Annotated in this window: 17 protein-coding genes; 8 read left to right on the top strand and 9 right to left on the bottom strand. The window is 71.4% G+C overall.

The genetic code is table 11. From position 1 onward, the window contains the following. Positions 1–126: 126 nt before the first annotated feature. From IPL40_08650 to IPL40_08630, 5 genes are all read right to left on the bottom strand, one after another. Positions 127–2007 carry a thrombospondin type 3 repeat-containing protein gene (locus IPL40_08650; protein ID MBK8481231.1) on the bottom strand — a complete coding sequence of 627 codons (1881 nt, stop codon included), beginning with the start codon at positions 2005–2007 and terminating at the stop codon, positions 127–129. An 89-nt stretch (positions 2008–2096) separates the two neighbouring features. Next, complete coding sequence (locus IPL40_08645; GenBank protein ID MBK8481230.1) at positions 2097–2498, bottom strand: hypothetical protein; 402 nt, start codon at positions 2496–2498, stop codon at positions 2097–2099. Positions 2499–2855: 357 nt separating this feature from the next. After that, positions 2856–5102, bottom strand: coding sequence for a bifunctional SulP family inorganic anion transporter/carbonic anhydrase (locus tag IPL40_08640; protein ID MBK8481229.1), 2247 nt, complete (start codon positions 5100–5102; stop codon positions 2856–2858). Positions 5103–5193: 91 nt separating this feature from the next. Continuing rightward, positions 5194–6048 (bottom strand): NmrA family NAD(P)-binding protein, encoded by an 855-nt coding sequence (locus IPL40_08635; protein MBK8481228.1) that lies wholly within the window; start codon positions 6046–6048, stop codon positions 5194–5196. Continuing rightward, positions 6027–6812: a hypothetical protein gene (locus tag IPL40_08630; GenBank protein MBK8481227.1), complete on the bottom strand. Its 786-nt coding sequence runs from the start codon at positions 6810–6812 to the stop codon at positions 6027–6029. The genes IPL40_08635 and IPL40_08630 overlap by 22 nt, the downstream gene beginning before the upstream one ends. Between IPL40_08630 and IPL40_08625 the strand changes: the two genes are divergently transcribed. Both IPL40_08625 and IPL40_08620 read left to right on the top strand, forming a co-directional pair. Next, complete coding sequence (locus IPL40_08625; protein MBK8481226.1) at positions 6805–7917, top strand: DNA recombination protein RmuC; 1113 nt, start codon at positions 6805–6807, stop codon at positions 7915–7917. The two genes, IPL40_08630 and IPL40_08625, sit on opposite strands and share 8 nt — an antisense overlap. Before the next feature lie 185 nt (positions 7918–8102). Continuing rightward, complete coding sequence (locus IPL40_08620) at positions 8103–10538, top strand: DUF4339 domain-containing protein (GenBank protein MBK8481225.1); 2436 nt, start codon at positions 8103–8105, stop codon at positions 10536–10538. Between the two features lie 4 nt (positions 10539–10542). Here IPL40_08620 and bamD read toward each other — a convergent pair whose 3' ends face one another. After that, entirely contained in the window at positions 10543–11409 is an 867-nt protein-coding gene (gene bamD, locus IPL40_08615) for an outer membrane protein assembly factor BamD (GenBank protein MBK8481224.1), read from the bottom strand. An 8-nt stretch (positions 11410–11417) separates the two neighbouring features. Next, on the bottom strand, positions 11418–12224 hold the full coding sequence (locus tag IPL40_08610) for an OmpA family protein (protein ID MBK8481223.1): 807 nt from the start codon (positions 12222–12224) through the stop codon (positions 11418–11420). Between the two features lie 240 nt (positions 12225–12464). Here IPL40_08610 and IPL40_08605 point away from each other — a divergent pair, with 240 nt between their 5' ends. Further along, positions 12465–13445 carry a hypothetical protein gene (locus tag IPL40_08605; GenBank protein MBK8481222.1) on the top strand — a complete coding sequence of 327 codons (981 nt, stop codon included), beginning with the start codon at positions 12465–12467 and terminating at the stop codon, positions 13443–13445. Here the strand turns inward: IPL40_08605 and IPL40_08600 are convergent. Further along, positions 13433–17494, bottom strand: coding sequence for a zinc-ribbon domain-containing protein (locus IPL40_08600; protein ID MBK8481221.1), 4062 nt, complete (start codon positions 17492–17494; stop codon positions 13433–13435). The two genes, IPL40_08605 and IPL40_08600, sit on opposite strands and share 13 nt — an antisense overlap. 218 nt (positions 17495–17712) lie before the next feature. After that, positions 17713–18996, bottom strand: coding sequence for a serine--tRNA ligase (serS, locus tag IPL40_08595; protein ID MBK8481220.1), 1284 nt, complete (start codon positions 18994–18996; stop codon positions 17713–17715). A gap of 291 nt (positions 18997–19287) precedes the next feature. Here serS and IPL40_08590 point away from each other — a divergent pair, with 291 nt between their 5' ends. From IPL40_08590 to IPL40_08570, 5 genes are all read left to right on the top strand, one after another. Beyond that, positions 19288–20205: a hypothetical protein gene (locus tag IPL40_08590; protein MBK8481219.1), complete on the top strand. Its 918-nt coding sequence runs from the start codon at positions 19288–19290 to the stop codon at positions 20203–20205. Beyond that, positions 20202–22748: a hypothetical protein gene (locus tag IPL40_08585; GenBank protein MBK8481218.1), complete on the top strand. Its 2547-nt coding sequence runs from the start codon at positions 20202–20204 to the stop codon at positions 22746–22748. Before IPL40_08590 ends, IPL40_08585 begins: the two co-directional genes overlap by 4 nt. 174 nt (positions 22749–22922) lie before the next feature. Then, the gene (locus tag IPL40_08580) at positions 22923–23924 is read left to right on the top strand and encodes a hypothetical protein (GenBank protein MBK8481217.1); all 1002 of its coding nucleotides are present in this window, start codon (positions 22923–22925) and stop codon (positions 23922–23924) included. Positions 23925–23930: 6 nt separating this feature from the next. Continuing rightward, positions 23931–24398, top strand: coding sequence for a hypothetical protein (locus IPL40_08575; protein MBK8481216.1), 468 nt, complete (start codon positions 23931–23933; stop codon positions 24396–24398). An 8-nt stretch (positions 24399–24406) separates the two neighbouring features. Next, positions 24407–25879, top strand: a complete 1473-nt coding sequence (locus tag IPL40_08570) for an ABC transporter substrate-binding protein (protein ID MBK8481215.1) — start codon at positions 24407–24409, stop codon at positions 25877–25879. Positions 25880–25882: the final 3 nt, after the last annotated feature.

Genomic DNA, 25882 nt, shown 5'->3' with positions numbered 1-25882 from the left:
GACCGCCCCCCTGCTCCGCCCGCGCTGCGCGGCCGGAAGCGGCGTCACTTATGACCTAAGGGCTTGCCGCGGGCAAGAGCGCCGCCCGAGGCAGCAGGGGCCCTCCGCGGCTGGCGGTCGCGGGCTTCAGTAGACGACGACGGGACCGGCACAGCCCTCGTCGATCGCGCCGTTGCAGTTGTTGTCGAGCCCGTCGCAAAGCTCCGGCGCGAGGGCGCAGACGGGCGGGCAGCCGCCCTTGCAGCTTTCGGTCGCCGTGCAGGTGCAGGCCGGCGCGCCGCCTGCTGGACAGTCCTCGTCGACCCGCCCGTCACAGTTGTCGTCGAGCAGGTTGCCGCAGAGCTCATGATCGGAGGCGCAGCTCGAGAGGCAAGCCACGCGCGCCGCGAGCTGGACCGTCTTGCCCGCCGCGGCGGCGGCGCGGAGCTGTTGGCAGGAGGCCCCCCCTAGCGTCACGACCGGCGGCGTGCCGGGCTGCAGCGTCCAGCCGTCGGGCGTCCCTCGCGGCACGACGCTGCGCTGGGCCTCTATCGTCGTCGCCACCGTGACGCGCGAATAATCCGGCTGCCCCGCGCCGGAGGCCAGCGCGAGCGTCGCCGAACAGCTAACGGTGGCGCTGGCGATCGCCTGTAGCGCCTGCGTCAGGCTGCTCTGGTCCGAGACCAGGAACCAATGCCGGCTGGGATCGCCCGGGTTGCTCGTGCCTCCCGCCTGGGCAAAGCGCTCCATCACGGCTTCGTTCGTCCCGGCGATGCCCAACACGTAGACCGGCACCCCAGCATCGGCGAGGGCCTCGATCGCGGCGACGGAGTTCTTGATGTCCGTCTCGCTTCCATTCGCATAGCAGGTCTCGTCCGAGCTGTTGGGCGCGCCATCGGTGATCAGCACCACGGCCTTGCCCCGCGAGGCCGCCAAGGGATCGGCGGCCAGCCCGTAGAGCTCCAGCGCCAGGACGCGACGCAGGGCCGGCGCCGTGGGCGTGTAGGTCTCCGCGTCGAGGCTCCCGTACGACTCAGTCAGCTCCCGCGCCGTATGCAGGCCCGTCGCGAGCAGCTGGCGCGGCAGGTTGGCCGCCTGGCAGGCGCCGTTGCTCGGCCTCGTCGCGTTGCCGAAGGCCCCCAGGCCGACGTTGAAGTCGGCGGTCAGGGCAGGTGCCAGCGCGTCCAGGCCGCGCTTGACGATGGTCAGGCGTGAGTCGCCGCGCGTCGCGCCGCCGGGTGGGTTGTCCATGCTGAGCGAGGCATCCAGCAGCAGGTAGAGGTTGGGCTTGATCCACTGCGCGGCCGCCGTGGCGTCGGCGCAGATCGGCGTCGCGGCCGGCAGATCGAGGGCCGGCTCGCAGGCGTCGCCAAGATCATTGCCGTCGGCGTTCTCCTGGAAGCGATTCGCCACCGCCACGCAGTTGTCGCAGGCGTCGCCGACGCCGTCCTGATCGCGATCCTCTTGGCCGAGGTTGGCCTGAGTCGGGCAATTGTCGTCGCCGTCTTCCCGACCGTCGCCGTCGGCATCGGCGCGCGGCCGCCCGCCCGTCGCCGGCGCGCAGGCGTCGCCGGTGCCGTCGCCGTCGCTGTCCGTTTGCTGGTAGTTCGCCACCCGCGGGCAGTTGTCGCAGGCGTCACCAATGCCATCACCGTCGCCGTCGAGCTGGACAGCCCCGGCCTGTGGGGCGTTGGCCTTCGAGCGACAGTTGTCGCAGGCATCGCCAACGCCGTCGCCGTCGCCGTCGCGCTGACTGGTATTGGCTACGCAGGGGCAGTTGTCCGCAGCGTAGCGCAAACCGTCGCCGTCGAGGTCGCTCTCGACGCCGGCGACCTCGCAGGAGAGGCGTACCGGTGCTTGGCTTGCGCCGGCGCCACCCAGGCCGCCATCCCGCGGCCCGGCCGAGTTCGCGTCGCTCCCCGCCCCAGGGCCCCCATCGCCGCCGCGTCGAACGGAGCTGCTACCGCACGCAACGACGAGCCCAAGACCGCCCGCGAGGGCCAATACCGCAAGCCCAGTGCGTTGCATGCGCGCTCCTTTGCGAGTTAAATAACAGAATAACCCGGGAGCGACGACACCGACAATGGCTGCCTGATCACGGCGCCATCAGAACCCCGTCACGGCTTAACCGTGAAGCGGTAGCGGGCCCAAACAGTGTAGCCCCCGCCGCCACCGTCGTACCAATTGAAATAGGCGCGCACCTCGTACTCGCCGGCGTCCGTGAGGCCTGCAAAGGTAAAGGTCCCCTGCACCGCGCCGTCGGAGTAGAAGTACTCGCCGTAGGTATCGTCGGCAGCGGAGGCTGGGACGATCGTGATCCAGTCGGTGGCGTTGCCCGGCAGACCGCTGAAGTCCACCTCAACCGCCTCGCCGACCTGGTAGGTCGTCCGCCGCGTGCTGACCGTCGGCGCAAGCGCGCCGTCCGTCACGCTTCCCGAATCGGTAGGACCACCGCCATCGACCCGAGCCGCGCCATCGCTCGTGCCCAGGGCAGCGTCGACGAGGCCGCTATCGCGCACGCCTCCGTCGCTGGCGCCCGCCGAGCTCCGATCGGCGAGGGCCCGATCGGCGAGGGCCCGATCGGCGAGGCCCCGATCCCTAAGGCCCCGATCCCTAAGGCCCCCGTCGCTGCGGCGCAGGTCCGCGAGGCTCCCGTCGCGCGCGCCCGATCCGGTCTCCCTGCGCGAGGCGTCGCCCGCTGCGCCTCCATTCAGGCTGCTGGAGCAGCCCGCGCCGCCGCCCACCATCGCTGCGCTGAGGGCGGCGAGCAAGAGCCGCCGCGCACAAGCACTACCCCTCAGGCGCCACCGCGCCGCTCCATGCCGCATGCCTCACCTCCGACCTCTCTAAACTGCCGGAAATGTGCGGCGCCGTCATCAGCTCGCGCCGCTGGCCCGCGAGGCGACCGCGATCCACCGTCCCTGCTCCACGTTCCATTCCTCGATCTGCCCGCTGAAGATGTCGAAGAACCAGGCGTGGAGCTTTAGCTGCCCCTCGTCGCTACGGTGCTGCACCACGCCGTAGCCCCGTAGGTTGTCGAGCTGGCTCCGAGCGTTGAGGCGCGCGATCTCGTCCTGCGCAGCACCCGAGGGCAGGGCCTGACAAAGCTCGGCGGCCTTGGTCGAGCCGACCCAGCGCCGCAGCGCGGGCAGGGTCTCGGCGATGCCCGCGGGATTGCTCAGCGCCGCGATCGCGCCGCAGCCGGAGTGCCCGCAGACGACGATCTGCGACACTCCGAGCACGCCCACCGCGTACTCGACGGCCGCGCCCGTCGAGCCGGCGTAGTCCGCGGTCGCCAGCGGCACGATGTTGCCGACGTTGCGGATCAGGAAGAGCTCCCCGGGGTCGGACGAGGTCATCAGGTTGGGCTGAATGCGGCTGTCGGCGCAGGTGATGAAGAGCGTATGGGGGCTCTGACCGGGCGCGAGCTGGCGAAAGAGCGCCGCATAGCGCGGCAGGTAATCGCGCCGGTAGTGGTCGACCCCGAACTGCAGCCGCTGACGCGCGGACATCGGCTTCTCCGAGGCCAGCACGGTCAAAACGTCACGGTCGGTCTGCGCCAGCACGTCCTGCACGAGCCCGGCGTGATCGACCGCGACGACGCGGCGCGCCAGCTCGGGGTGCAACCCGCGCAGCGCCATCCGCACGCCGCGCGCCCGCGCCGTGCCCGCGAGGTCGGCAAGCTGCTCGGCCGCCGAGGTGTCGATGGTGTTGACCTCCTCGAGCTCGATCACCAGACGCTGTCCAGGCTCGAGCTCTTCGACCTGCTTGCGCAGCGAGTGGAGCCCGAGCGACGAGAGGAAGGTCAGCGGTCCCGCGAGCTGCACGCGACAGGGGTCGTCGCCGGTGACCAGCGGTCCATGGGGCATCCGGCCGAGTCGAATCGCCGTGATCGCCAGCGCAGCCACGACGCCCCATTGCACGCCCTGGACGAGGTCGACGAAGAGCATGACCGCGAAGGTCGACAAATACACCACGCCCTCGCTGCGCGACTCGCGCCAGAGCGCGATGAAGCGGCGCACGGCCAGCATCCTCAGGGCTACCGCTGCCAGCAGCCCAGCCAACGCCGCCACCGGCACGCGCCCGAGCACCGGCGCAATCAGATAGACGACCAAGAGCACGACGACCGCATGGAGGAGCGCGGCGCGACGGGTGCGGCCGCCTGCCTGGACATTGAGCGTCGAGCGCACGATCACGCTGGTCACGGGAATGCCGCCGAAGAGCGCCGAGGCGACGTTCGCCAGGCCCTGCCCCACCAGCTCTTGATCCGGATCGTGCTTGCCCTGGCGTGAGAGCTTATCGACGGCCGTCGCGGAGAGCAGCGACTCGAGCGAGGCCAGCGCATAGACGATGAAGGTCAGCGCGAGAATCGAGGGAAGCTCGGAGAGCGCGGGCATCGCCGGTGCCGTCGGAAAGGGCAGCGACCGAGGAATCGCGCCGATCAGCTCGACGTCGAGGCCCAGCGCCGCCACCACCACCGTTGGCAGCGCCACAGCCACCAGGGGGCCGGGGAAAAGCGGCCCGAGCCGCTTCAGGCCGAGCGTCAGGCCGAGGGCACCCGAGGCGATCACGAAGGGCACCAGTCGCGCGTGGGCGAGCACCTCGCCGATGTGCTTCAGGACCTCCAAGACCTGGGCGTTGCTCGGCGGCGGCAGGCCGAGCACGCGCGGGAGCTGACCGACGAGGATGATCGCGCCAATGCCCGCGGTGAAGCCCTCGACGACGGGGAGCGGCACCAGCCGCATGAACTGCCCCAGGCCCAAGGCGCCCGTCGCCACCTGGAGCAATCCGCAGGTGGCCGTCACCGCCAAGAGGCCACCGAGGCCATGCTGCTCGACGACCGAGGCCACCAACACCGCCATCGCCGCGGCCGGCCCACTGACCGCCAGGGGTGCACCACCGAAGAGCGCGCCGACGAGGCCGCCGACGATCGCGGTGATCAAACCAGTCTCCGGCTTGACCCCGGAGGCGAGGGCGATGGCCAGCGACAAGGGGATCGCGATGCACGCCACCGTCAGGGCGGCCAGGACATCGCCACGCAGGTGCTCGCGCGAGACCATCCGCCGCCACTTCGGCAGCAGCGCCCGGATGCCAAGGTCGTAGCGTGGATTGAAGATCGGCATGGTTTGAGCTCTCCCGCTTGCTGCTACGGTGCTGCTACGGTTGCTAAGGTGCTGCTACTAGAGGTCGGACGCGGAGGCTAGAGTCTGAACGCTAGACCAGCGACTTGATCACCGCGTCGATCGGCGTCTCCCCGGCCACCGACCGATCGCCACAGGGCCTGACGATGCCCTTGGCAAAGGCGCTGTACATTTCAGCGAAGGTCTCGGCCACCGGCCGCGGGAGCCCGCCTTGCGTCAGCGTCGAGACCCACGCCGTCTCCGGGATGTCGACGACCTCTAGCTGCCTGCCCAGCGCAGCCCCTAGCCGCTCGGCGAGCTGCCGCTGTGAGTAGGCGGGGCCGTGCAGATCGATCACCTCGCTGGTCCGCGGCGTGTTCAGCAGCGAGCGCGCCGCGAGGACGCCGATGTCCTTCGTGGCGATCATCGGCATCGGGTAGTCCGCGGACGGCGTGAAGTTGAGGAAGATGCCCTGCTCCTTCGCCGGGGTCAGCGCGCTGCCGAGGTTCTCCTGGAAAAATCCGGCGCGGATCGCCGTCAGCAGGGTGCCCGTCGCGCGCAGTTCATTCTCCAGGTAGTGCAGCCCCTTGATCGGCCCGGTGCCGGCTGGCAACTCAGCCCCCACGGAGGACAGCAAGACGACGTGCGGCACGGCGGCGTCCCGCACGGCGCCGGCGATCGCGTCGCTGGTCTGTCGCTGGTAGGCGAAGAAATCTGCTGCGGCGAAGTTCGGTGGCAGCAGCGTGAAGAGGCCGCTGGCGCCGCGCAGCGCGCCAGCGAGGAAGGCGCGATCATCGAGCGTGCCGACCGCGACCTCCGCTCCCCGCCGCGACCACGCGACGCCTTGCTTCGGGTCGCGCACCAGAACCTTGAGCTTCTGCTGCTTGGCCAACAGCTCCGTCGCCACGACGGATCCCACGTGACCGGTCACCCCGGCGATGACAAACATGATCCACCTCCTGCACAAAATCGCGCTGCACAAAATCGCGGCTCGAGCTCGGCCGCGGGCGAAGTATGGTGCGCGATGGTGGTCGCCGCAAACCGCCCTCGTCGATTGCCGCTGCTGAGGTGAGCGCTGCTGAGGCGAAGCGGCGCACGCCTCGGTGGAGGAAGCGCCCGCGACGCGTTAGTCTCGCGCGGCCTGCGCGCGGCGCTCCGGCCGGGCGCGGCACGCGGACGAGGTTGGCGACGATGATCGAACTTGCATGCGTGGCTTGCGGAGCGTTGGCGGGCGCGCTGGCGATTTATGCGCTGCTGCTGCGGCGCATCGCCGAGGCGCTGGCCAGCGGGCGCGAGGCCGGGCAGGTCGAGGCGCAGCGCGAGGCGGCCGTGCTGGCCGAGCGCCTTGGCGCCAGCCAGCGCGAGGGCGAGGGGCTGCGCAGCGAGCGCGATCAGGCCCGCATCGAGCTCGACCAACTTCGCCAGAGCGCCGCGGCGCTGGCCGTCGAAAATGCGCGCCTCGCGACCGGTCTCGCGGCGGCGACGAGCGAGCGTGATGCGCTGCTCGGGCCACTGCAGGCCGAGCTGGTGGCGCTCAAGACCCAGCGCGGCGCGTTGACCGCCGAGACCGCCGAGCAGCGAGCGCGACTCGCCGCGCTCGGCACGCGGCTCGCGGAGCAGCAGCGCCATCACGAGGAGCGCCTGGCGGAGCGCCAGCAGCATCACGCGGAGCGGCTGGTCGAGCTCGACCAGGCGCGCCCAGCGGATGGCCACGGAGTTCGAGAACCTCGCCAATCGCATCCTCACGGAGAAGGGCCGCGCGCTCGGCGAGGCGAGCCGCGCCGGCCTCGAGGCGCTGCTGAAGCCCCTGCGCGAGCAGCTCGACGGCTTTCGCACCAAGGTCGAACAGATCCACCACACGGAGACCCAGGAGCGCGCCTCGCTGCGCGAGCAGCTTCAGCTGCTCGCGCAGCTCAACCAGCAGATGAACGACGAGGCCCGCAACCTGACGCGGGCGCTGAAGGGCGACAAGAAGGTCCAGGGCAACTGGGGCGAGATGGTGCTCGAGCGCGTCCTCGAGCAGTCGGGTCTGCGCAAGGGCGTCGAGTACGACCTGCAGAGCTCCTATCGCGATCGCGAGGGCCAGCTCTTTCGCCCCGACGTGGTGATCCACCTACCCGAGGGCAAGGACATCGTCGTCGATGCCAAGGTCTCGCTGCTCGCCTATCAGGACTACCTCAATGCCGCCGACGATCCAGGGCGGCTCGCGGCGCTGGAGGCGCACGTGCAGGCGGTTCGCGACCACATCACCACGCTCGGCGCCAAGGACTACAGCGCGCTGCAAGGGCTGCGCTCGGTCGACTTCGTGCTGCTCTTCATGCCGATCGAGCCGGCCTTCATGCTGGCCTTCCAGCACGATGAGAAGCTGCTCGGCGCGGCCTTCGAGCAACGCATCGTGGTCGTGACGCCGACGACCTTGCTCGCCACCCTGCGCACGGTCAGCAGTGTCTGGCGCTTCGAGCGGCAGAGCGAGAACGCCCGCCTGATCGCCGAGCGCGCCGGGGCCGTCTATGACAAGCTGCGCGGCTTCGTCGAGGAGTTCGAGCGCCTGGGCAGCCAGCTCGAGCTGACCCAGCGCACCTATCAGGGCGCGCTGAACCGGCTGACCCAGGGTCGCGGCAACCTGATTCGCCAGGCCGAGGCCTTCGTCGAGCTCGGCGTGCGCGTGCGCCAGCCGCTCTCGCGCGCGATCATCGAGCGCGCGGGCGCAGAGGGCACCGTCCCGACGGGCAGCCAAGCGCCGCGGCTGCCGCGCGAGGGTGAGACCGGAGCCGGGAGCAGCGCTGAGCCGAGCAACGAGGCCACTAGCGCGGGCTGAGGCGCGCCCCGCGAGCGGGCGGCGCTGCCAGCGCGAGTGGTGGCGAGCGTGCGGCGCGGAAGGGCGCTGTGCTACACTTTGCGCGGCGCCGCGAGGGAGTCCACGCGAGAGGCGTGCTCAGGCTCGGTAGCGGTGGACGGGCGCGGGGTCTTGGCGATTCCGGCCAAACGACGAGCAAGGGCGGCATGCGCGGCGGCGCCGACTCCCCGTCAGCGGCGAAGATCGAGATCGCCTGCGGCGACTGTGGCGCACGTTACCTCGTGCCGATGGCGCGGGTCCGTGGCCGCGTCTTTCGTTTCACCTGCCGTCGCTGCGAGCAGCTCGTCGTCGCGCGTTGCGACGCGGGCGCCGTGACGATGCTACCCCAGAGCGCCCTCTCGACGGCGGCGGCCGCCGAGGCGGGCGCCGATCCCGACGACCAGACCGACTACGCCGAACCCCAAATCGACGGAACCGGGGCCGACGGGAGCGAGACCGACGGAAGCGGGGCCGACGCGACCGAGGCCTGGTACGTGATGCTGGGCGAGGCGCCGCACGGGCCGCTCGGGTTGTCCGCGCTGGTCGCGCTCGTGCATGAACACCAGCTCGACGGCGACGCGCAGATCTGGTCGCCCTCCGGCAGTGGCTGGCAACGTCTCGCGGCCCTGCCCGTGCTGGTGGAGCGGCTCGGCGAGGGCTTCGGCGAGGTGCTGGGCGAGAGCCAGAGCACGCGCTTCTACCAGACCGCCGATCGCAGCGTCTCGACGGTCTCGGACGGGGCGACGGCCTACTGGCGCGCCGACCTCGGGCAGGCGCTGCCGACCAGACCGCCCTCGACCGTCGAGCTCTCCGCCGCATCCGCCTCCGCTGCAGCGCGGCCCTTGACCCATACAATCGAGCTCGCTGAGAACGACGCGGCGCTGAGCGGGGTCGTCAGCCGCGGCCGAAGCTCGACCTCGGCGGTCGAGCGTGCGGGCACCGTCCCGGACCAGCCGGCGACCTCAGCCGTGGACCCGTTGCAGGTTACGCACGCCTATGAGCCCGAGGCGGAGGGCACGCGCCTGCCTATCAATGCGCCGCGGAGAAGCGCGGCGGACAGCCAGCCCGGCAACCTCGACTCCGCGTCCTATCGGCTGGCGCAGGCGGTGGAGAGCGCGCGTGAGTGGAGCCGCGAGATCGACCCACGCTGGGGCGTCTCACCTGGACGGGTCGGCACCCTTCGCGGCTCGCTCGCTCAGGCGCACCTGCGCGGCGCCGCGGGCGCAGCCGACCGCGCCTCCGATCCTCACACGGACCGGCGCGGCTGGTCGGCGGTCCGCGCCAAGCGGCCGCAGCCCGTCGACGACGATGCGCCGGTTTCCGGCCACGGCGCCACCATCGAAAGGCGACCGGCCGACGATGCGCTGGGACCCGCGCGCGCGAGTGGTCCGAGCGCTGCGCCACGCGAAGCAGCGCTCGGATGGGAGGGCGATACGGCCGATGACGCTGCCCGCTTCGACGACTTCGCCCGCGGCTTCCCACCCGATCATGGCATCGTCGCCTCCGCGCGCCTCCCGACCGGCTACCGCGGCGGCGTCGTGGCCAAGGTCCCGGCGGGAGGCCCCTCAGCGCTGGCGCTCGCGCCGCTCTATGCACCGCCGCTCCCCCCCGCGGGTCGCGTCACGCTAGCGCCGAACCTGCTCTTGCCACTGCGACCGCGCTTCTGGTCGGCGCGGCGAACGGCCGTCACGGTCGCCAGCGCGCTCGCGCTGCTGCTCGGCGTGGGGGGCCTCACGTTGGCCTACCTCCTGACGCGCGCCCCAGCGCCCGACACGCCACCCGCGCTCGGCAGCGCCACGCCCCCAGCGCGGCGGAGCGAAGCGCCGCTGGCCCCAGCGGCTGCGCCTTCGCCGCCCGCCGCTGACGCCAGCGCCCACCAGGCCGCGAGGTCGGAGGAGCGACCCAAGCCCGCTGCCGCGGCTGCCGTGGTTGGCGCAGGACCGACGCAGACACCCGTCCTGCCCAAGCCGAGCGCGGCCGGCCGCACCCAAGCGCCCGCACGCGCGCGGCCTGCGCCGGCGCGACGAAGGGCGGCGCGTCCCCAGCGCCAAAGCGCGCGCGCCGCGCCGCGGCCTTCGCGCACCAGCGCTCGGCCCGAAAGCGCTTCAGCCGCGCTCAGTCCAGAGCTCGATATCGGCCTGCCGCCGGCCGCGCCGCGGCGTCGCGCTGGGGAGTCGACGCGACGCGTCGACGTCGATGAGCTGCTCTCGGTCGGCGCCGGCGCGACCTCAGGGCGGGCCGACCCAGCGCGGAACGACCCAGCGCGAGACGACCCGGCGCCCCGGACGGCGCGCACCACGCGCGCGTCCGGGGACGACGACGACGCGGGAGAGCTGCCCCGCACGCTGAAGAAGGCGCAGGTGGCGGCCGTCATGCGGCAGCTCCGCACCCGTGTGCAGCGCTGTTTGGACCAGCACCACCAACCCGGCCGGCTTGGCCTGCGCGTGGCGATCCAGCCCTACGGCCGCGCCAGCGGCGAAGTGGTGGGCGCGCTGGCGGGCACCGCCACGGCGGGCTGCGCCGAGCGCGCGCTGACCACGGTGAGCTTCCCGCGCTTCAGCGGCGAGGTCATCCGCTTCAGCTACGCCTTCGATTTGCAGTAAGCCGCTACGAGCTGCAGATGCGCTTATCACCGCGATAGCGGCGAATCAGCTTGAGCAGCGTGTTGGCCTTCTCGGCGAAGGGGCTGGCCCGGTGATGCTTCAGCAGCTCGCCGAGGAAGCCCTCCGCGTCGGAGCAGTACTTGAGCTGATGAAAGGAGAGCCCGATCTGGTAGAGCGCCTCGGCTACGCTGGCGCTCTGCGCGTACTGCTCGACCACCTTGCGGTATTCCTGGATCGCCGCCGCATACTTCTGTTCGGCGAAGAGGCCATTTCCGAGCGTGCACTGCGCCCCAGCCGATCGCGCGTCGCGCGGGAAGCGGCTGATGAACTGGCGCAGCAGCTGGCGACCGAGCGTTGCCTCGCCGGCCACCAACTTCTCGTTCGCCAGCGCAAAGAGCGCGTCGGCACCCTCGGGCACTGCCGGCGAGGACGCTTCGCCGGCGGCGCTCGCCCCAGCTCCACCCTTCGGCCCGCTATCGAGCCGCTTCTGGATCTCGTCGAAGACGCGCTGCAGGTCATCGAGCTGCTTGCGCAGCTGCTCCATCGAGCCATCGAGCTGCGCCAGGCGCTGTTGCAGCGCCTCGACCTGCGCCCCGACATCCGCGCTATTGCGCGTCAGCAGCCCGGTCGCGCGTTCGATCACCTGCCGTAGCTGCTCGCGCGTCCGGCCCGCCCGATCGCGCTCCTGCTGCAGCGAGGCCTGCACGCGATCGATATCGCGCCGCAGGGCCGCACCATCCTGATGGCTCAGGCAGCCCGATCCGCCGACCAGCAGCGCGACGCAGGTGGCGGCGAGCCGGGCGCTCAGCCGCCGCGCGCCTGAGCCCCGCCGCGCGGGCGACGAAGGATCGATCGAGCCGGGGCGCGACATGCTGGCGGCTATTCCCAAACGAAGGTGGCCTTGCGGTCGCGGGCCCAGCTCTCCTCATCCGAGCCGACAGCCTCGAGCTTGCCCTTGGCGACGACGCGCAGGCGACTGGTGTCGACACCGAGCCGTCCGAGGTAGCTGACGACGGAGCGCCCGCGACGATCGCCAAGCGCCAGGTTGTACTCTTCCGTGCCGCGCGGGTCGCAGTGGCCCTCGACGCGCAGCCCATGATTCGTCACCGAGCGAATGCACTGCGCGTTGCGCTGGAGCGTGCCCGTGGCCTGTGAGGAGAGCACGTGCTGGTCAAAGCCGAAGAAGACCGTCTCCGGCTGGCAGCCCGGGACGCTGCGATCGGCCGAGGGACCGGCGCAGGTGCCGCCCTGGCACTCCTGCCCCTCGGGGCAGTCCTCATCGGCGACGCACTGCCCCGGCGAGAGGCAGCGACCCTCACGGCAACGCCGCCCGGCGCCGCACTCGGCGTCGCTATCGCAGGCGCCGCAGCGCTTGCCCTTGCAGCCCAGGCCGTCGGGGCAATCCTCGCCGCGCTCGCAGAAGCCCTCGATCGCATCGCAGCGTCCAGCGTTGCAGCGCTGTCCGGGGCCGCAGTCGTTGTCAGCGCGGCATTGCTGGCATTGGCCGTTGACGCAGAACTCGCCCTCCTTGCAGTTGGCGTCCTTGTCGCACTTCGGATAGGTGGGCTTGCAGCCGCCCAGCAGCCCGACCATGGCGAGTCCGGCCACGAGCGACCAAGCTGCGCCCCGACTCGTATCCCGCCGAATACCGCGCCCAAGCGCGCGCCAACCGATTCCCGTCGACATGATGCTTCCCCTCGCAAAAGAGCCCGTCGTAGCTACCTTGGCGCGCCGCCTCCGCGCCGACGGGCCCCGCTTACCACTGGCGCGCACGCAACACAAGAGCGGCCCGCGCTCGTCGGCGCGTCGCCACGTCGCCGGAGCGGCGGCCGCCCCCACCGGCCCTCGCGGCGGCACCCGAGTTCGCCGTCGACGCCGCCGCCGAGTTGCCGTAGCATCGGCCCCTTCTTCACAGTGAGGTCAAAGATGACGCGGACGATCAAGGCGTGGCGCCTGGCGACGGTCAGGCTCCGCTGGGTAACGCTCGTAGCACTCGTAGTGGTGGCGCTCGCGGCCGCGCCCGGCAGCGCGCGGGGCGAGCCGACGACCGCGCCGGCGGCGCCGCTCTATTTGGCGCTGAACGCCGACGGCGAGCCGACAGCGCCGGGGGAGAGCGCGGGGGCCAGCGAGGCGGCTGAGCCCACGGCACCCGCGGAGGCCGCCGGGGAGCCGCAGGCGCCGGCCGCCCCGGGCGAACCGCAGGCCCCGCCTCAGGCGCCCAAGGCCCGGGCGCAGGCGACGGCCGCCGCGCAATACGGGCTCGGCGTCGAGCTGCGCGCGACCTTCGTGCCGACCTGGATGCTCGGGGCCTTCCTCGACGCCAGCACCGCGCTTTATTCCTCGGGCTTCGGGATCGAGGGCGTGCGGCGCAAGGATGGGCTCGACCTGATCGCCTCGCTCGACTTCGCCTTCTACAGCCCCCCCGACGGCAACTACCTCGGCAGCGGCGACGACCCGGCACGCAAGACCGATTATATTCACTTCGACGGGCTCAGCACCCTGACGCTGGCGATGCACTTCATTCGCCACGAGGAGATACTGCCCTGGATGAGCTTCATCTGGGGCGCGGGCGTGGGGCTGAGCCTCGTGCTCGGCGACGTCTTCCGCGCGAGCAACGCCGGCTGCACTGCCGACAATGTCGGCGATCTCGGCCAATGTCATCCGATCGGGATGGATCCGACCCAACCGGAGCGCTGGGTCAACGACCCAGCCAACGGCGGTGTCAAGGCCGACGATTCGGTCGAGTCACCCAAGCTCTGGCGCGAGAGTCGCGTGCCGCCAGTCTTCCCGCTGCTCCACGCGCTCGTCGGGCTGAGCTTCAAGCTCAGCGACTCGTTCGCGCTGCGCGTCGACGGCGGGTTTCGCAACGCGCTCTACGCCGGCTCGGCCGTGCACTACTTCTTCTGAAGCGCGGGGCTCGGCGGCGGCGCCTCCTGCTCCGAGGGCGCGACCACGACGCCGAGCTCGCCGAGCGCCTTGATCGCCTCCTCGCGGCCACCGTCGCTTGCGCCCGCGAGCGCGAGGAAACGCTGCAGCGCCGCGATGGCCGGCTTCTTGAGCTGTAGCCTCATCGCCGCCAGGCCGAGCCGGTAGAAGGCCTCGGCGCGCCAGGGGTCGTCGTCCTTGGCCAGCCTCGCCGCCTCCTGCACGTGGCCATAGGCCGCCGGCACGCGCCCTCGATCGAGCAAGATTTGCCCCAGGCGCAGGTGGGCCTCGCCGAGCAGCGGGTCGAGCGCCAGCGTCTGTTCGTACTGGGCGAGGGCCTGCGCCTCCTCGCCGAGATCGGCGTGGGCGATGCCCATGAAGAGGCGCGCCAGGGCCAGCTTCGGCTGCGCCTGGAGCACCTGCTGCAGCTCCTTCAGGCCATCGCGCACCGTGCCCGCGCGGACCAACAAGCGCGCGCGCTCGAGACGCCAATCGATGCGCGCGCCGTCGAGCCGCAGCGCCTCGCTGTAGCTCTCGATCGCATCGAGGTAGCGTCTGAGCTGCTCCTGGATGCGCGCCTGGACCACGAGGTAGCTCGCTTGGCGCTCGCGACCGATCGCATTCTGGATCTCGACCAGCGCCTCCGCGGCCCGGCCGGCGCCCAAGTTCGCCTCGGCGCGCAGCGCCCGCGGCTCGGCCAAGGTCGGCTGGTCGCGCAAGAGCAGGTCGGCGCGGGTAATGGCGTCGCTGTAACGACCCGCGCCAATGAAGGCGCGCGTCGCCGCGAGCTGCACCTCGACGGGTGGGCTGTCGGCCCGCATCGCGACCTCGAAGGCGCGGGCCGCGTCCGCGTAGCGCCCCGCCCCGAGAAAGAGCTGGCCCATCCCGGCGCCGAGACCAGGATAGGCCTCGTCGCGCTGCTTCAGCCGCTCGTAGTGCTTGAGCGCCTCCTCCACGCGTCCCTCCCGCCGCAGCGTCTCGGCGAGGTTGAAGAGGGCGGCGTTGAGGCGGTCATCGAGCGCCAGCGCCTCCTCGAAGTACTTGTGGGCCTGCGCCAGGTCGCCGACCGCGAGGTAGGCCTCGCCCAGGGCATTGCGGGTCAGGGCGCCGGGCATCACGGTTACCGCTTGCTGCAGCGTCTCGAAGGCCAGCGTCTGCTGCTGGCGCCGCAGCTGCAAGCGGCTGAGGTGAAGGTAGGGGTCGAAAAACTTCGCGTCGAGCCCGATCGCCTCGCCGTAGAGCCTGGCCGCGACCTCGAGCGCGCCCGCCGACTCCTCGACGCGCCCGAGCATCGTGCGCACGGCCGCGTTCTTGGGCACCTTGCGCTGCAGCAGGACGAGCGCGTTACGCGCGTCTACCGGCCGCCCGAGCGCCAGCTCGGCCTCGGCCAAGAGCACGGCCGCAGGCACGCTGGTGGGCGCCAGCGCCAGCGCCTGCCGCAAGCGCTCTGCCGCCTGCTGGTGCTGGCCGGCGCGCAGCAGCACCCGGCCGCTCGCCAGCAGGGCCGCCGCGTCGGTAGGGCTGGCGCGCACCGCGCGGTCGTACTGCTCGCGCGCGGCATTGAGCTGGCCGCGGCGCTCGGCCAGCTCCCCGAGCAGCAGCAGGGCGGCGGCCTGCTCCGTGGCAGGACCCTTGGCGCTCAGCTTGAGCAGCCGACCCAGCAGCTTCTCGACCTCGCGATCGCTGCCGGCCGCGAGGAGGACGCGCGCCTTGAGCAGCAGGGCGCTGGTGTAGGCCGGCCGCGCGCTGAGCGCCTTATCGGCCCAGGCCAGCGCCGACTGCGGCTTGTTCATAGCGTATTGGACCGCACCCGCACCGTAGAGCGCGGCCGGAAGCTTCGGGTCGCGACCGAGGACGGCGGCGAAGGTCCGCTCGGCGTCCGCGAGCTTCTTCGCTTGGAGCTGCGCCCAGCCGCGGTAGACACCGCCGGCCGCGTCACCCTGCGCCTCCAAGCCCGCCAGCAGGTCGCTGGCAGCGTTGGCGTCACCCTTGGCCAGGGTCACGATGCCGCGCGCGCGCAGCACGTCCACCGAGGGCTCCTCGACCTGCGCCAGCGTGGCGAGCAGCTGCTCCGCGTCGGCGAGCACCGTAGGCGGCGCGCCAAAACGCACCACCTGCGCGGCCAGAAGCTGAGCCCGCAGCGCCGTCACCGCGGGCGTGACGTCGCCCTCCGGTATCGCGGCCAGCGCGTCACCCACGCTGCGCAGCTCTGGGTAGCCGTCGGCGAGGAGCTCCTGACGCGCCTCGACCAGCTTCGTGCGAATCGCCGCGAGCCGCGCACTCTTGCCCGTAAGCAGGTTGATCGCGAAGAACCCATGCTCGGTGACGAGCCCGATCGTCGTGCCAATGAGCAGCAGGACGAGCACTCCGGCAGCGGCACCCACCATCCAGAGCTTGGCGCCGAGGCGCTCGCGCAGCGGCGCGAGCAGCGTCCTGAGCGCCTGAAGCTTCGGAGCAAGCCAGCGCTCGCGCGCTGGCGCCACCTTGAGCGCGGCGCTCGACGGGTTGCGCCCCAGGCGCAGCGCGGCCGCCTCTGGCGACGGCGCATCGCGAATAACCTCGGGGCCGCCTGCGTGGGACCCCGGGTCCTGGGCGTCGGCGGGCGAGAACCCGTGATCCTGCGCCCCCGTCGCCGCCCTTCCCTCGGGGCTCCCGGTCCCCGGCGCGGCCGCATAGCGGTAGGACGACGGCGAACGTCCCGGGGTGGCGCCCGGCCCAGCCGACGCGCCCTCCGCGGGCGGACTGGGCAGATTGAGACTGGGCAGATTGAGACTGGGCAGATCGAGCAGCCCCGCCGGAAGTGCGAAACCGCCCGGCGCCAAAGCGGGCGGTGGCAGCGGCGGCGGCGGCGGCGGCGCTGCGGCCTGTCGCGGGGTCGGCGGGGGCCGCGAGGCGACGGGCGGCGGCGGCGGGGCGGCGCCTGGCCGGAAGGGCAGGTCCTCCAGGTCGATCGCCGAGGGCTCCTCCTGGCTCAGGTCGCCGAAGAGGGCGACGTTGCCGAAGTCCAAGCCCGTGCCGACCGGCGTGCGGACTGGCCGCGGCAGGTCGATATTGCGCGAGGGGGCCGGGAGATCTCGGACCTCTGCCGGGGCCGGCAAGTCGGTGAAGCCCGCCGGGGCCGGCAAATCGACGACGCCCGCTGGGGCCGGCAGATCGACGACGCCCGCTGGACCCGGCAGGTCGACGATGCCCGCTGGACCCGGCAGGTCGACGATGCCCGCTGGCGCCGGCAGATCGGCGATGGCACGCGCTGCGGCCGGCCGCGAGACGAGGCCGCGAGGCGCGGGCAGACTCGCCAGCGGATCAAACTCACCCGGGTTCGCCGACAGGTCGAAACCCGAGAGATCGATGCCCCCTCCACCGCGCGTCCCGGCGGCCGGCACCGCAACCTTGGGGGCCGGCAATTCAGCGCCGGGCGGCAACTCGTCGAGCAGCGGCGGAAGCGGGGCCGACGGACTGTAGGGGGCCGGCGGCGCCAGGGGCTCAGCCGCAGACGCACCCCACATGATGGTGGCGCCCCCCGCAGGCGGCATGACGAGCGCCGGACCCGGTGGTGGCTGCGCCGAAGCGCGCCCAGGCCGCAGCGCGGACGCGCGACCAGCCTCACTGCCGCGCTGCGGCAGGCCCGGCAAATCGGCACGGTTCGCCCCCGGGCGAGCCGCGGGTAGGCCCGGCAGGTCGACGATCCCCGGCGGCAGCGACGCCGCACCACGCGGCGCCGGCAGATCGACGACCTCGGCGGTCGGCTCCGGACCCGCACCGCGCGGCGCGGGCAGGTCAGCGAACTCGTCCAAGCCCTCCCCGGAGGCGCGGGGCGCCGGCGAATCGAGCTCGAGCGCGCCGGCACTGCCAGCCCAGCCCATCATCGTCGCGCCAGCGCCGCGCTCCAGCTCAAACGCGGGCAGGCCCTCGGAGGAAAACACGGTGAAGCTATGCATGCAGACGCTGCACTTCATCGGCAGCCCACCCGCGGGGATCCGCGCGTCCTCGACCACGTAGGCCGTGCCGCATTTCTCACAAGCGATGTTCATCGGCTACTCCGGGGGATTGGGCGCAAGCCCGTCCGGCAAGTCGAGCCAGGTGCCTAGGAGCCGGCAGGAGCAGGGCTGCGCCCTCCAAGCTCGCGCTCCCGGGATGGCTTGTCGGCCCGCCATTGTGCAATTCCGGGCCGACCAGAGCAAGCAACACGACGCCGGCGCGCAGACCGCACCTCCGCGCCGCGTTCGGTTCGCGATCGATCGCCGGGCTCCTAGGCGCGCGCGGGAATGACGCTGAGGCCACCGAGCCAGGGTCGCAGCGCGCTCGGAATCTCGACCGAGCCATCAGCCTGTTGGTAGTTCTCGTAGATCGCCAGCAGCGTACGGCTGACCGCCAGCGCCGTCCCGTTGAGCATGTGAACGAAGCGCGGGCTGCTTTGCGGGTCGGGGCGCCAGCGGATGTTCAGCCGCCGCGACTGGAAGTCGGTGCAATTGCTGCACGAGGTCACCTCGCCATAGCAGCCACGGCCAGGCATCCAGGCCTCCAGATCGTACTTCTTGGCGGCGGGGGCGCCGAGATCGCCGGCACAGACGTCGACCACGCGATAGGGGATCGCGAGGGCCTGCAGCAGCTGCTCCTCGAGCGCGCGAATCATCGCGTGCTCCTGCTCCGCCTGCTCGGGCGTGCAGAGCACGAACATCTCGGCCTTGGTGAACTGATGCACGCGATAGAGCCCACGCGACTCGCGGCCGTGCGCACCCGCCTCCCGGCGAAAGCAGTGCGAGAAGCCGAGGTAGCGCAGCGGAAGCTGGGCCGCCTCGAGCACCTCCTCGGCGTGATAGGCGCCGACGGTGATCTCCGCGGTGGCGATCAGGCAGAGGTCACCATCGTCGACCGTATAGATCTGCTGCTCGGGACCATTGGGTGCGAAGCCGATGCCCTCGAGCACGCGCGCACGCGCCAGGTCCGGCGTGCTGATCGGCACGAAGCCGGCGGGCATCAGGCTCGCCGCGGCAAAGGCGCAGAGGGCCTGCTCGAGGAGCGCCGCCTCGCGCTTGAGGTAATAGAAGCCGCTGCCCGCGAGCTTGGCGCCGCGCTCGAAGTCGATCGTGTCGGTCAGCTCGCCGAGGGCGAGATGGTCGCGCGGCGCGAACCCCAGCGCGCGCGGCTCGCCCCAGCGAGCGATCTCGACGTTGTCGGCGTCGCTGAGCCCAGCCGGAACCTCGGGGGCGATCAGGTTCGGCAGCGCGCGCAAGAGCGTATCGCGTTGCGCGTGGAGCGCGTCGACCTGCGCCTCCAGGCGCGCCAGGGCGTCCTTGAGCTGACGCATCTCGTCGATCGCTCGCTGGCGCTCGCCGGCGCCGAGCCGCTGGATCGACTGGGACACCTCGTTGCGACGGGCGCGCAGCTCGTCACAGCGGCCCTGCTGCGCGCGCCAGTCGGCGTCGATGGCGATCAGGCGTTCGAGGTCGGGCAGAGCCGCATGCAGGTTGCGCCGCTCCAGCGAGTGGCGCACGAGCTCCGGTGTTTCACGAATCAACTTGATGTCGAGCATGGCGCGATTGTGTCCGCCCCCAGCCCCGATCCGTCAAGCCGTCGTCCGCTGGCCCCCCGCCGTGCCCCCTCGAAGCCACGACCGGCCCCGCCTTTCGTCGCCCTGCGCCTCGCCCCCGCCCCAGGCCATCCAAGGGTTTGCGGCTTTACCCGCGGTGGGCGCATTCCTTCGTTGCCCTGACCGAGCGTGCTACATTCCGCCCCGTTTCGCCGCGCGCTGTCGCCCATCCCGCGCCTCGGCTGCTAGCCGCTGCCGGGGCCTGGTGCCGTCGCGCGCCGACCGGAGGTCGTCGTGTCCGTCGTCCATGCCCTCGGGCGCTGGCTCGTCTTCGCGGCAGTCGTGTCGAGTGCGCTGCCGGCCGAGGGCCGGGCGATCAAGCTCGGAATCGGCCTCTTCGCGCCCGAGCTCGGCCTCACGCCCTATGAGCAGTTCGACGAGGTCGATCGGCTGGCGCGCCACCTCGCGACGGCGCTCGGCCAGCCCGTCGTCGGCCGCAGCTACAAGGTGCCGCGCGACCTCGCCGCCGACCTGCGGGCCAACCGCGTCCAGCTCGCGCTGATCGGCGGCTTCCACCTGTCGTCGATGTCGGGGGTGGTCAAGCTGCTGGCCGTGGCCGACAGCGGACCGGCGGAGAGCAGCCGTTGGTCCTTGATGGCGGCCAAGGAAACGAGCCTTCGCGCCGTCAGCGGCCAGGTGCTCCAGCTCCCCAACGTCAGCCCAGCCGTCGCCGACTTCGTCGAGTTCGGGCTGCTCGAGGGCAATGCCAACCCGCGGAAGCTCTTCAAGGTCGTGAGCTCACCCGGTCTCTTCTCGGCGGTCGAGGCCGTTCGCGTCGGCGCGGCCGTCGCCGTCCTGGCGCCGGTGGACACGAAGGGGCTCGTGCCGCTGCTGCCCAAGACCTTGCGCGTGCCCCCCGCCGGGGTCGTGCTGCTCTCCTCCGATCTTGCGCCCGAGCTGGTCGCGTCCCTGACGCAGGCCGTGTTGAGCTTCAAGGGCGGCAAGCGGCTGGCCGCCGGCTTTGTCACGGGCGACCTACGGACCTATCAGGGCTTCGCGGCCAACCGGCGGCGCCAGCGCCTTCCCCTGCTGCCGATGGTCCCGGAGACCGTCCCGCTGCGCCAGGCTCAGTGGCTCGCACCCCACACGGTAGACTTCGAGCTGCCTGAGTTCGCGCTGTCGGATCTCTTCGTGGCGGTGCGCCCGCCATGAGCTGCACCATGCAATGCGCCGCCTCAGCGCGGGGCCGCGGGCGCTGCGCGCTGGCGCTGCAGCTTGGCCTGGCCGCCCTCCTCACCAGCCTGCTGGGGTGGGCGCCGACCGCGCTTGCCCAGCGCTCGCAGTATGCCGAGGAGGAATCGAATCGACGCCTCGCGCGCGCCGTAGAGCTCTTTCGCAAGGGCCGTGAGCACGACGCCGAGGAGCAGCTGAAGAAGGCGATCAGCGATTGGCCGAAGAACGTCGACGCAATCAAGAAGTACGCCGCGCTGCTGCTCAAGCGCCGCCGGCTGCCCGAAACGGCCGCGCTCTTGCAGCGCGGGCTCGAGCATAATCCCCGCGATCCGCAGCTCGAGGCCTACCTCGGGGTCTACTACTGCTGGATCGGCGACACGCGTACGGGCCTGGCCAAGTTCAAGCAAGTCGAGCCCTACATCAAGAAGCGGGGCGCGGTGCAATTCCTTGCTGCCGAATGCCTGCTCTACGACGGCAACTGGACGCTGGCCGCGCAGACCCTGCGCCAGTCGCTCGCGGCGCCCCAGGGACTCGGCGCGCTTGAGCTGCCGTTGCGGCTGCGTTACGCGGTCGCGCTGCTCAGGCAGCGCAACCTGCGTGCAGCCGCGACCCAGCTGGCGCGGCTGACCAAGCAGGCACCGAAGAACCGCCAGATCGCGGCCCTCCGCGCCGAGCTGGAGCTGCGCCGCGGTGACTGCCGGCGCGCGCTCAAGACCTACGAGGAGCTGAACCGCAGCAGCCGCGCCTACCGGGTCGAGCTCGGCGAGGCGCAGCTCTGCGCCGGGCAGAAGGCGCTGGCGGTAGCCACCCTCGACGGCTACCTGGCCGGCCAGCGGGAGCGCGTCGACGCGCAGCTCAGTGGGCGCGTGCGCTACCCCGACCGCCCGCTGCTCCGCCAGCTCACGCGGGCGGCGTTGGTCCGGGGCCGCGCGCTGCGGGCGTTGCACCGCGACGAACGCGCACTGGCCAGCTATGACCTCGCGCGGCGACTCGGCGGGGATCCCGCCGAGGTCGGTCTCGCCCTGGCCGAGCTGCACTTTGCGCATGGGCGCTACCGCGAGAGCCTGGCGCGCCTGGCCCCAGCGCTGCAAGACGCCGCCGCGCCGCACGCGCTGCTCCGGCTCGCGATTCGCTCCGCGCTTCGCGCCGGCGACAAGCCCGCCGCGCGGACCTATGCGGAGCGGCTGCTGGGCCGCAGCGAGCTCGATCCCGACGACCACTTCGTGGTCGGCGTCGCCTTCAAGTCGATGGGGAGCTTCGAGCGGGCTGCGCCGCTCCTCGAGCGTGCGTTCATGGCCCTGCCGCGGGCCCGCGCGATGGAGCGCGAGCTCGCGCACGTCTGGCTGATTCAAGCGCGCCAGGACGCCGGCGTCGGCGAGCTGGTGCTGGCGATCAGCCGCCTGGAGCGCCTGCAGGGCCTCCCCTCCTACGGCGGCTGGAGTGTTCTGGACGAGGACCTGGCCCTGCTCCAGCTCCGGCGCGGGGCGGCCGAGCCCGCGCTCAAGCACGCGCTCGCCGCGCTGCGACGCGACCGGCGCAATCGCCGCGCCCTCTGGCTCGCGGGCCGCGCCGAGCTCGCCCTCGGACGGCCAGCAAACGCCCTCAAGCTCTACGGCGAGTACAGCAAGCTCGCCACGGCCGGCAACCCGGCGATCGATGCACTGGTGCAGCAGGAAGCGGCCGTCGCGCTGGCCCGCGCCGGCGACCTCGTCAACGCCGCGGCGCGCCTGGCGCGCGTCGAGCTCGGCCCGGCGGAGACGCCAGCCGCGCTGCTCCTGCGCCGCAACCGAGTGCGCCTCGCCCTGATTTCGGGGGTCAAGCTCTTGGCCCAGAAGAAGTCCGCGCAGGCCTGGCCGCGGGTCGAGCGCGCCGTGGCCGAGAGCGGCGCGCTGCCGGAAGGCGAGCGCGCAGCGCTGCTCGGACGGGCTTTCTTCGCCGCGCTGCAAGCGCGCCGGCTGCCGGAGGCGCGGGCGCTGATCGCGAGCCACGGCGCCGTGATGGGCCAGGCACTGCTCGAGCCGCTGCGCGGCGCCGGAGGCGCGCTGCTGGCCGCCCTGCTCGACTGCCAGGCCACGGATCCCGCGCGGAAGGTCGAAGGCGGCCGCAAGCTCGTGGAGCTGGCCCCGCTGGTGCAGCCGCCCGAGGATCGACTGCCGCGCCAGACCGGGGCCGCGGCCTTGCAGCAGGCCGCCTACCTCGAGCTGGGCCAACACCGGGGCGGCGCCACCGCGATGCGCCTGCTGGCGGACGCCAGCCGCCTACAACCCACGGCGCCACCGGCCCTCAAGCATAACCTCGCGATCGCCAGCTATCAGCAGGGTCAGACCGGCGCCGCGCTGAAGGCGCTCGAGGCGCTGACCGAGCTCGTCCCGCTAGCGCTTTGCAATCTGGCGGCCCACGAGCAGAACACCGGCCAACCCGAGAAGGCCCACGATTTCTTCAAGGCCTGTCGGCGGCGCGGCGGCCAGTACCCCAAACTTGACGCGATCATCGCGCTACAGGACTATGTTTTTGGTTCCTGAGTTGGCAGCAGGTGCTCGACGGCGAGCGAGCGCGAGCGCGCCTCCGGCGCGTCCCGGGGTCGCGTTTCGGTGCCCTTGCGAAGGCGGGACGGGCGGCGCGGCGGCTCTGACCGGCGTCGGCGCCTTTGGCCCTCGCCACCAGCTTCAAAGACCTCCGAGAGAACAGAGAAGAGCATGCTAAAGCCAGGTGAGAAATCGGTCTTGGTGCTGCAGAGTTCGCCCAAGTCCCGCCGGCTCACGGCCCGCGCCATCGCCGCCACGGGTGCAAGCTGCGCCGCGCCCCCGACCGGTGAGCAGAGCACGCAAGCGCTGCTCAGCACGGCGCTCGATGTCCTGGTCGTCGACTGGGAGAACGCGCCGCTGGCCCAGCAGGCGGTCAAGCTCAATCCGCGCATCGAGGTCGTCCTGCTCACCGACCGGCCGGCGTTCGAGCGCTATGCCGAAGACATCATGGACCTGCCGATGTCGAGCATGATCGTCAGCAGCTTCGTCGCGGTGCCGGACGCCAACGACCCGGTAGCCACCCGCGAGCTGGTGACGACGGTCGCGAAGCTCTTCACCGGCGACATCTTCGGCCTCGAGAAGTACATGGGCTGGGGCGCGGCGATACGCGAGCAGGAGATCCGCGCGTCGTCGGAGGCCGAGGGGATCGTGCAGTCTGCCTGCGAGGATGCGGCGCGCGCCGGAATGCCCGAACGCGAGCTCTCGAGCCTCGGGCTGCTGGTCGACGAGCTCTGCACCAACGCGGTCTGGGACGCGCCGGTCGATGCCGGGGGTCAGCCGCGCTACGCCGACAAATCACGAGCTCAGCCGGTGACGCTGGCTGCCAACGAGCATGTCACCGTCCGCTACGGCAGCGATGGCAACCTCTTCGGCGTCAGCGTCGCCGATAACTTCGGCCGCCTCGATCAAGATCTGGCCGTGCGCTACATCCGCAAGTGCTTTCGCCGCAATGATCAGCAGGTGTCGAAGAACACGGGCGGCGCCGGCCTGGGGCTCTACATGGCCTTCAATTCGGTCTCCTCGTTCGTGATCAACGTCGACCCGGGCGTGCGCACCGAGGTGATCGGGCTGATTCGGCTGGGACGGCCGCCCAAGCCGGCGGCGGGCGAGAATCCGGGGACTTCGCGATCGCTGTGCTACTTCCGCACCAAGCGACCCAAGAAAGGCGAGTGACGCGCGATGCAGGCCAAACGCAACCTGACCTGGCGCTTCGTCGACGGCGTAGAGCTGCCGACCTGCGTGGTCGAGGGCATCGTCGGTGAAGACGCGGGCTTGGATGACCTGGTGCCGGACATCAAGGGGCCCGTGCGCTTCGATCTCTCGGGTGTGACGCGCATCAACTCCACGGGGGTCCGCGAATGGCTCCGCTTCGTCGAGGCCACGAACCCCAAGGGACCACACCACCTCTTTCGCTGCTCGGCGGCGATCGTGGCGCAGCTCAACATGATCGACAACTTCCGCGGCACCGCGCAGGTCGAGTCCGTGATCGCGCCCTACTACTGCGAGGCCTGCGGCCACGAGCTGTCGACGGAGGTGGCGATCGAGGGCAACACGCCCAAGCTGCCAACGCCGGCCTGCGGCGAGTGCGGTGAAACGATGGCGCTCGACGAGCTGCCGGCGCGCTACTTCTACTTCCTCTCCTATTAAGGCGGCTGATGAACCGCGACCGCCCCACGCGAGGCCGACGACGGGCGCGACGGGCGCTGGTGGAGCTCCGGCCGCCCGCCGCACGGGCCGCGCTCACGTTGCTGCTTGCGCTGGCAGCCTGCGAGACGGCCCCGCCGACGCCTCCGCTGCCCGAGGGGGCGGTCAAGGTGCTCGCCGCCAACCCGATCACCGGCAGCCTCAGCTTCATGGGCCCGGCGCTCGAGCATGCCATGCGCTTCGCGGCCAACGAGATCAACGCCAATGGCGGCCTCCTCGGGCGGCCCCTGCACTTGATCACGGCCGACAGCCACAGCGATGAGGAAGCGGGGCTGGCCGAGGTGCGGTTCTATTACCAGCAGAACCGCGACGTCGTCGGGATCCTCGGTGACGCCTCCGACAATGTCAGCAAGCGGCTGCTGGTCGAGCTCGCTCGCAACAACCTGACCTATGGCCAGCGGATTCCGATCATCTCCCCGGCCGCATCCTCGCGCGAGTTCGTCGGCCTGCTCGACGCGCAATACAACCTCTTCTACCGCACCGTCTGTTCGTCGCATCTCGAGGGCCGCATCCTCGCCGACAAGGCCCTCGCCCTCGGCTTTCGCGTCGGCGCCGCGGTCGGCGTGCGCGACATCAATACGCCCGCGATCTTCGCGGAGTTCCAGCAGCGCTTCCAGGCGGCCGGCGTCGACTACGTCGTGCGCCCGCACTACTACGAGACCAGCAGCGTGACGGACGTCAACGCGACGATCGACCGCGCCTTCACCGACGTCCGCGAGCGCACCGGCCAAGCGCCGGACTTCTTGCTCGTGCTCGCCTACGGCGCCGATGGCAGGATCGCGCTGACCGAATGGGCGCGCAAACACGCCACCACGCCCCTGCTGCTGACCGACGCTCTGATGTCGAACTACTTCCTCTCCAGCCTCGACCCGACGACGGTCAAGCAGCTCGAGGAGCAGCCGGTCAACGGCGTCTTCCCCGGCGGCAACGGCGTCGGCCGCGGGGCGAGCATCTTCACGGAGGCCTTCTGTCGCGCCCATGCACCCGACTGCCGCTGCGAACGGCCCGACGGCGACTGCAGCGCAGGCGACGGGGTCGAGCCCGGCATCTACACGGCCAACGCCTACGACGCGACCTTCGCCTTCGCCCTCGCGCTGGCGCAGGTGCTTCGCGATCGTCCGCAGGGCCTCGACAAGCAGGGCGGCAGCTGGAACGTCGATCGGCTGACGGAAGCGCTGCTCGACGTCACCAACAAGAACGGCGGCGACGACCTCACGATTCTACCGGGCGAGTGGGCCAAGGCGATGGCAGCGCTGGCGGCCGGGCGCGGGCTCAACTACGAGGGCGCGAGCTCGCTGGCGCTCGAGCTCGACCTCAACGGCGACCCGATCAACTGCAGCTTTTCGTTCTGGTCGGTAGAGAACGGGCAGGTGGTCTTCAAGAATAGCGAGGGCCAGAAGGAGTCGGTGGCGATCACGCTCTAGGGC

It is taken from the genome of Pseudomonadota bacterium, assembly GCA_016711215.1.
Classification (GTDB): Bacteria; Myxococcota_A; Polyangia.
This window is presented reverse-complemented; position numbering and strand designations above follow the sequence as displayed.

Bases quoted from the DNA above. Each gene is read 5' to 3' on its own strand.
- IPL40_08650 (MBK8481231.1), bottom strand. From the start codon at position 2,007: ATGCAACGCACTGGGCTTGCGGTATTGGCCCTCGCGGGCGGTCTTGGG.
- IPL40_08640 (MBK8481229.1), bottom strand. From the start codon at position 5,102: ATGCCGATCTTCAATCCACGCTACGACCTTGGCATCCGGGCGCTGCTG.
- IPL40_08635 (MBK8481228.1), bottom strand. From the start codon at position 6,048: ATGTTTGTCATCGCCGGGGTGACCGGTCACGTGGGATCCGTCGTGGCG.
- IPL40_08625 (MBK8481226.1), top strand. From the start codon at position 6,805: ATGGCCACGGAGTTCGAGAACCTCGCCAATCGCATCCTCACGGAGAAG.
- IPL40_08620 (MBK8481225.1), top strand. From the start codon at position 8,103: ATGCGCGGCGGCGCCGACTCCCCGTCAGCGGCGAAGATCGAGATCGCC.
- bamD (MBK8481224.1), bottom strand. From the start codon at position 11,409: ATGTCGCGCCCCGGCTCGATCGATCCTTCGTCGCCCGCGCGGCGGGGC.
- IPL40_08610 (MBK8481223.1), bottom strand. From the start codon at position 12,224: ATGTCGACGGGAATCGGTTGGCGCGCGCTTGGGCGCGGTATTCGGCGG.
- IPL40_08605 (MBK8481222.1), top strand. From the start codon at position 12,465: ATGACGCGGACGATCAAGGCGTGGCGCCTGGCGACGGTCAGGCTCCGC.
- IPL40_08600 (MBK8481221.1), bottom strand. From the start codon at position 17,494: ATGAACATCGCTTGTGAGAAATGCGGCACGGCCTACGTGGTCGAGGAC.
- serS (MBK8481220.1), bottom strand. From the start codon at position 18,996: ATGCTCGACATCAAGTTGATTCGTGAAACACCGGAGCTCGTGCGCCAC.
- IPL40_08585 (MBK8481218.1), top strand. From the start codon at position 20,202: ATGAGCTGCACCATGCAATGCGCCGCCTCAGCGCGGGGCCGCGGGCGC.
- IPL40_08580 (MBK8481217.1), top strand. From the start codon at position 22,923: ATGCTAAAGCCAGGTGAGAAATCGGTCTTGGTGCTGCAGAGTTCGCCC.
- IPL40_08575 (MBK8481216.1), top strand. From the start codon at position 23,931: ATGCAGGCCAAACGCAACCTGACCTGGCGCTTCGTCGACGGCGTAGAG.
- IPL40_08570 (MBK8481215.1), top strand. From the start codon at position 24,407: ATGAACCGCGACCGCCCCACGCGAGGCCGACGACGGGCGCGACGGGCG.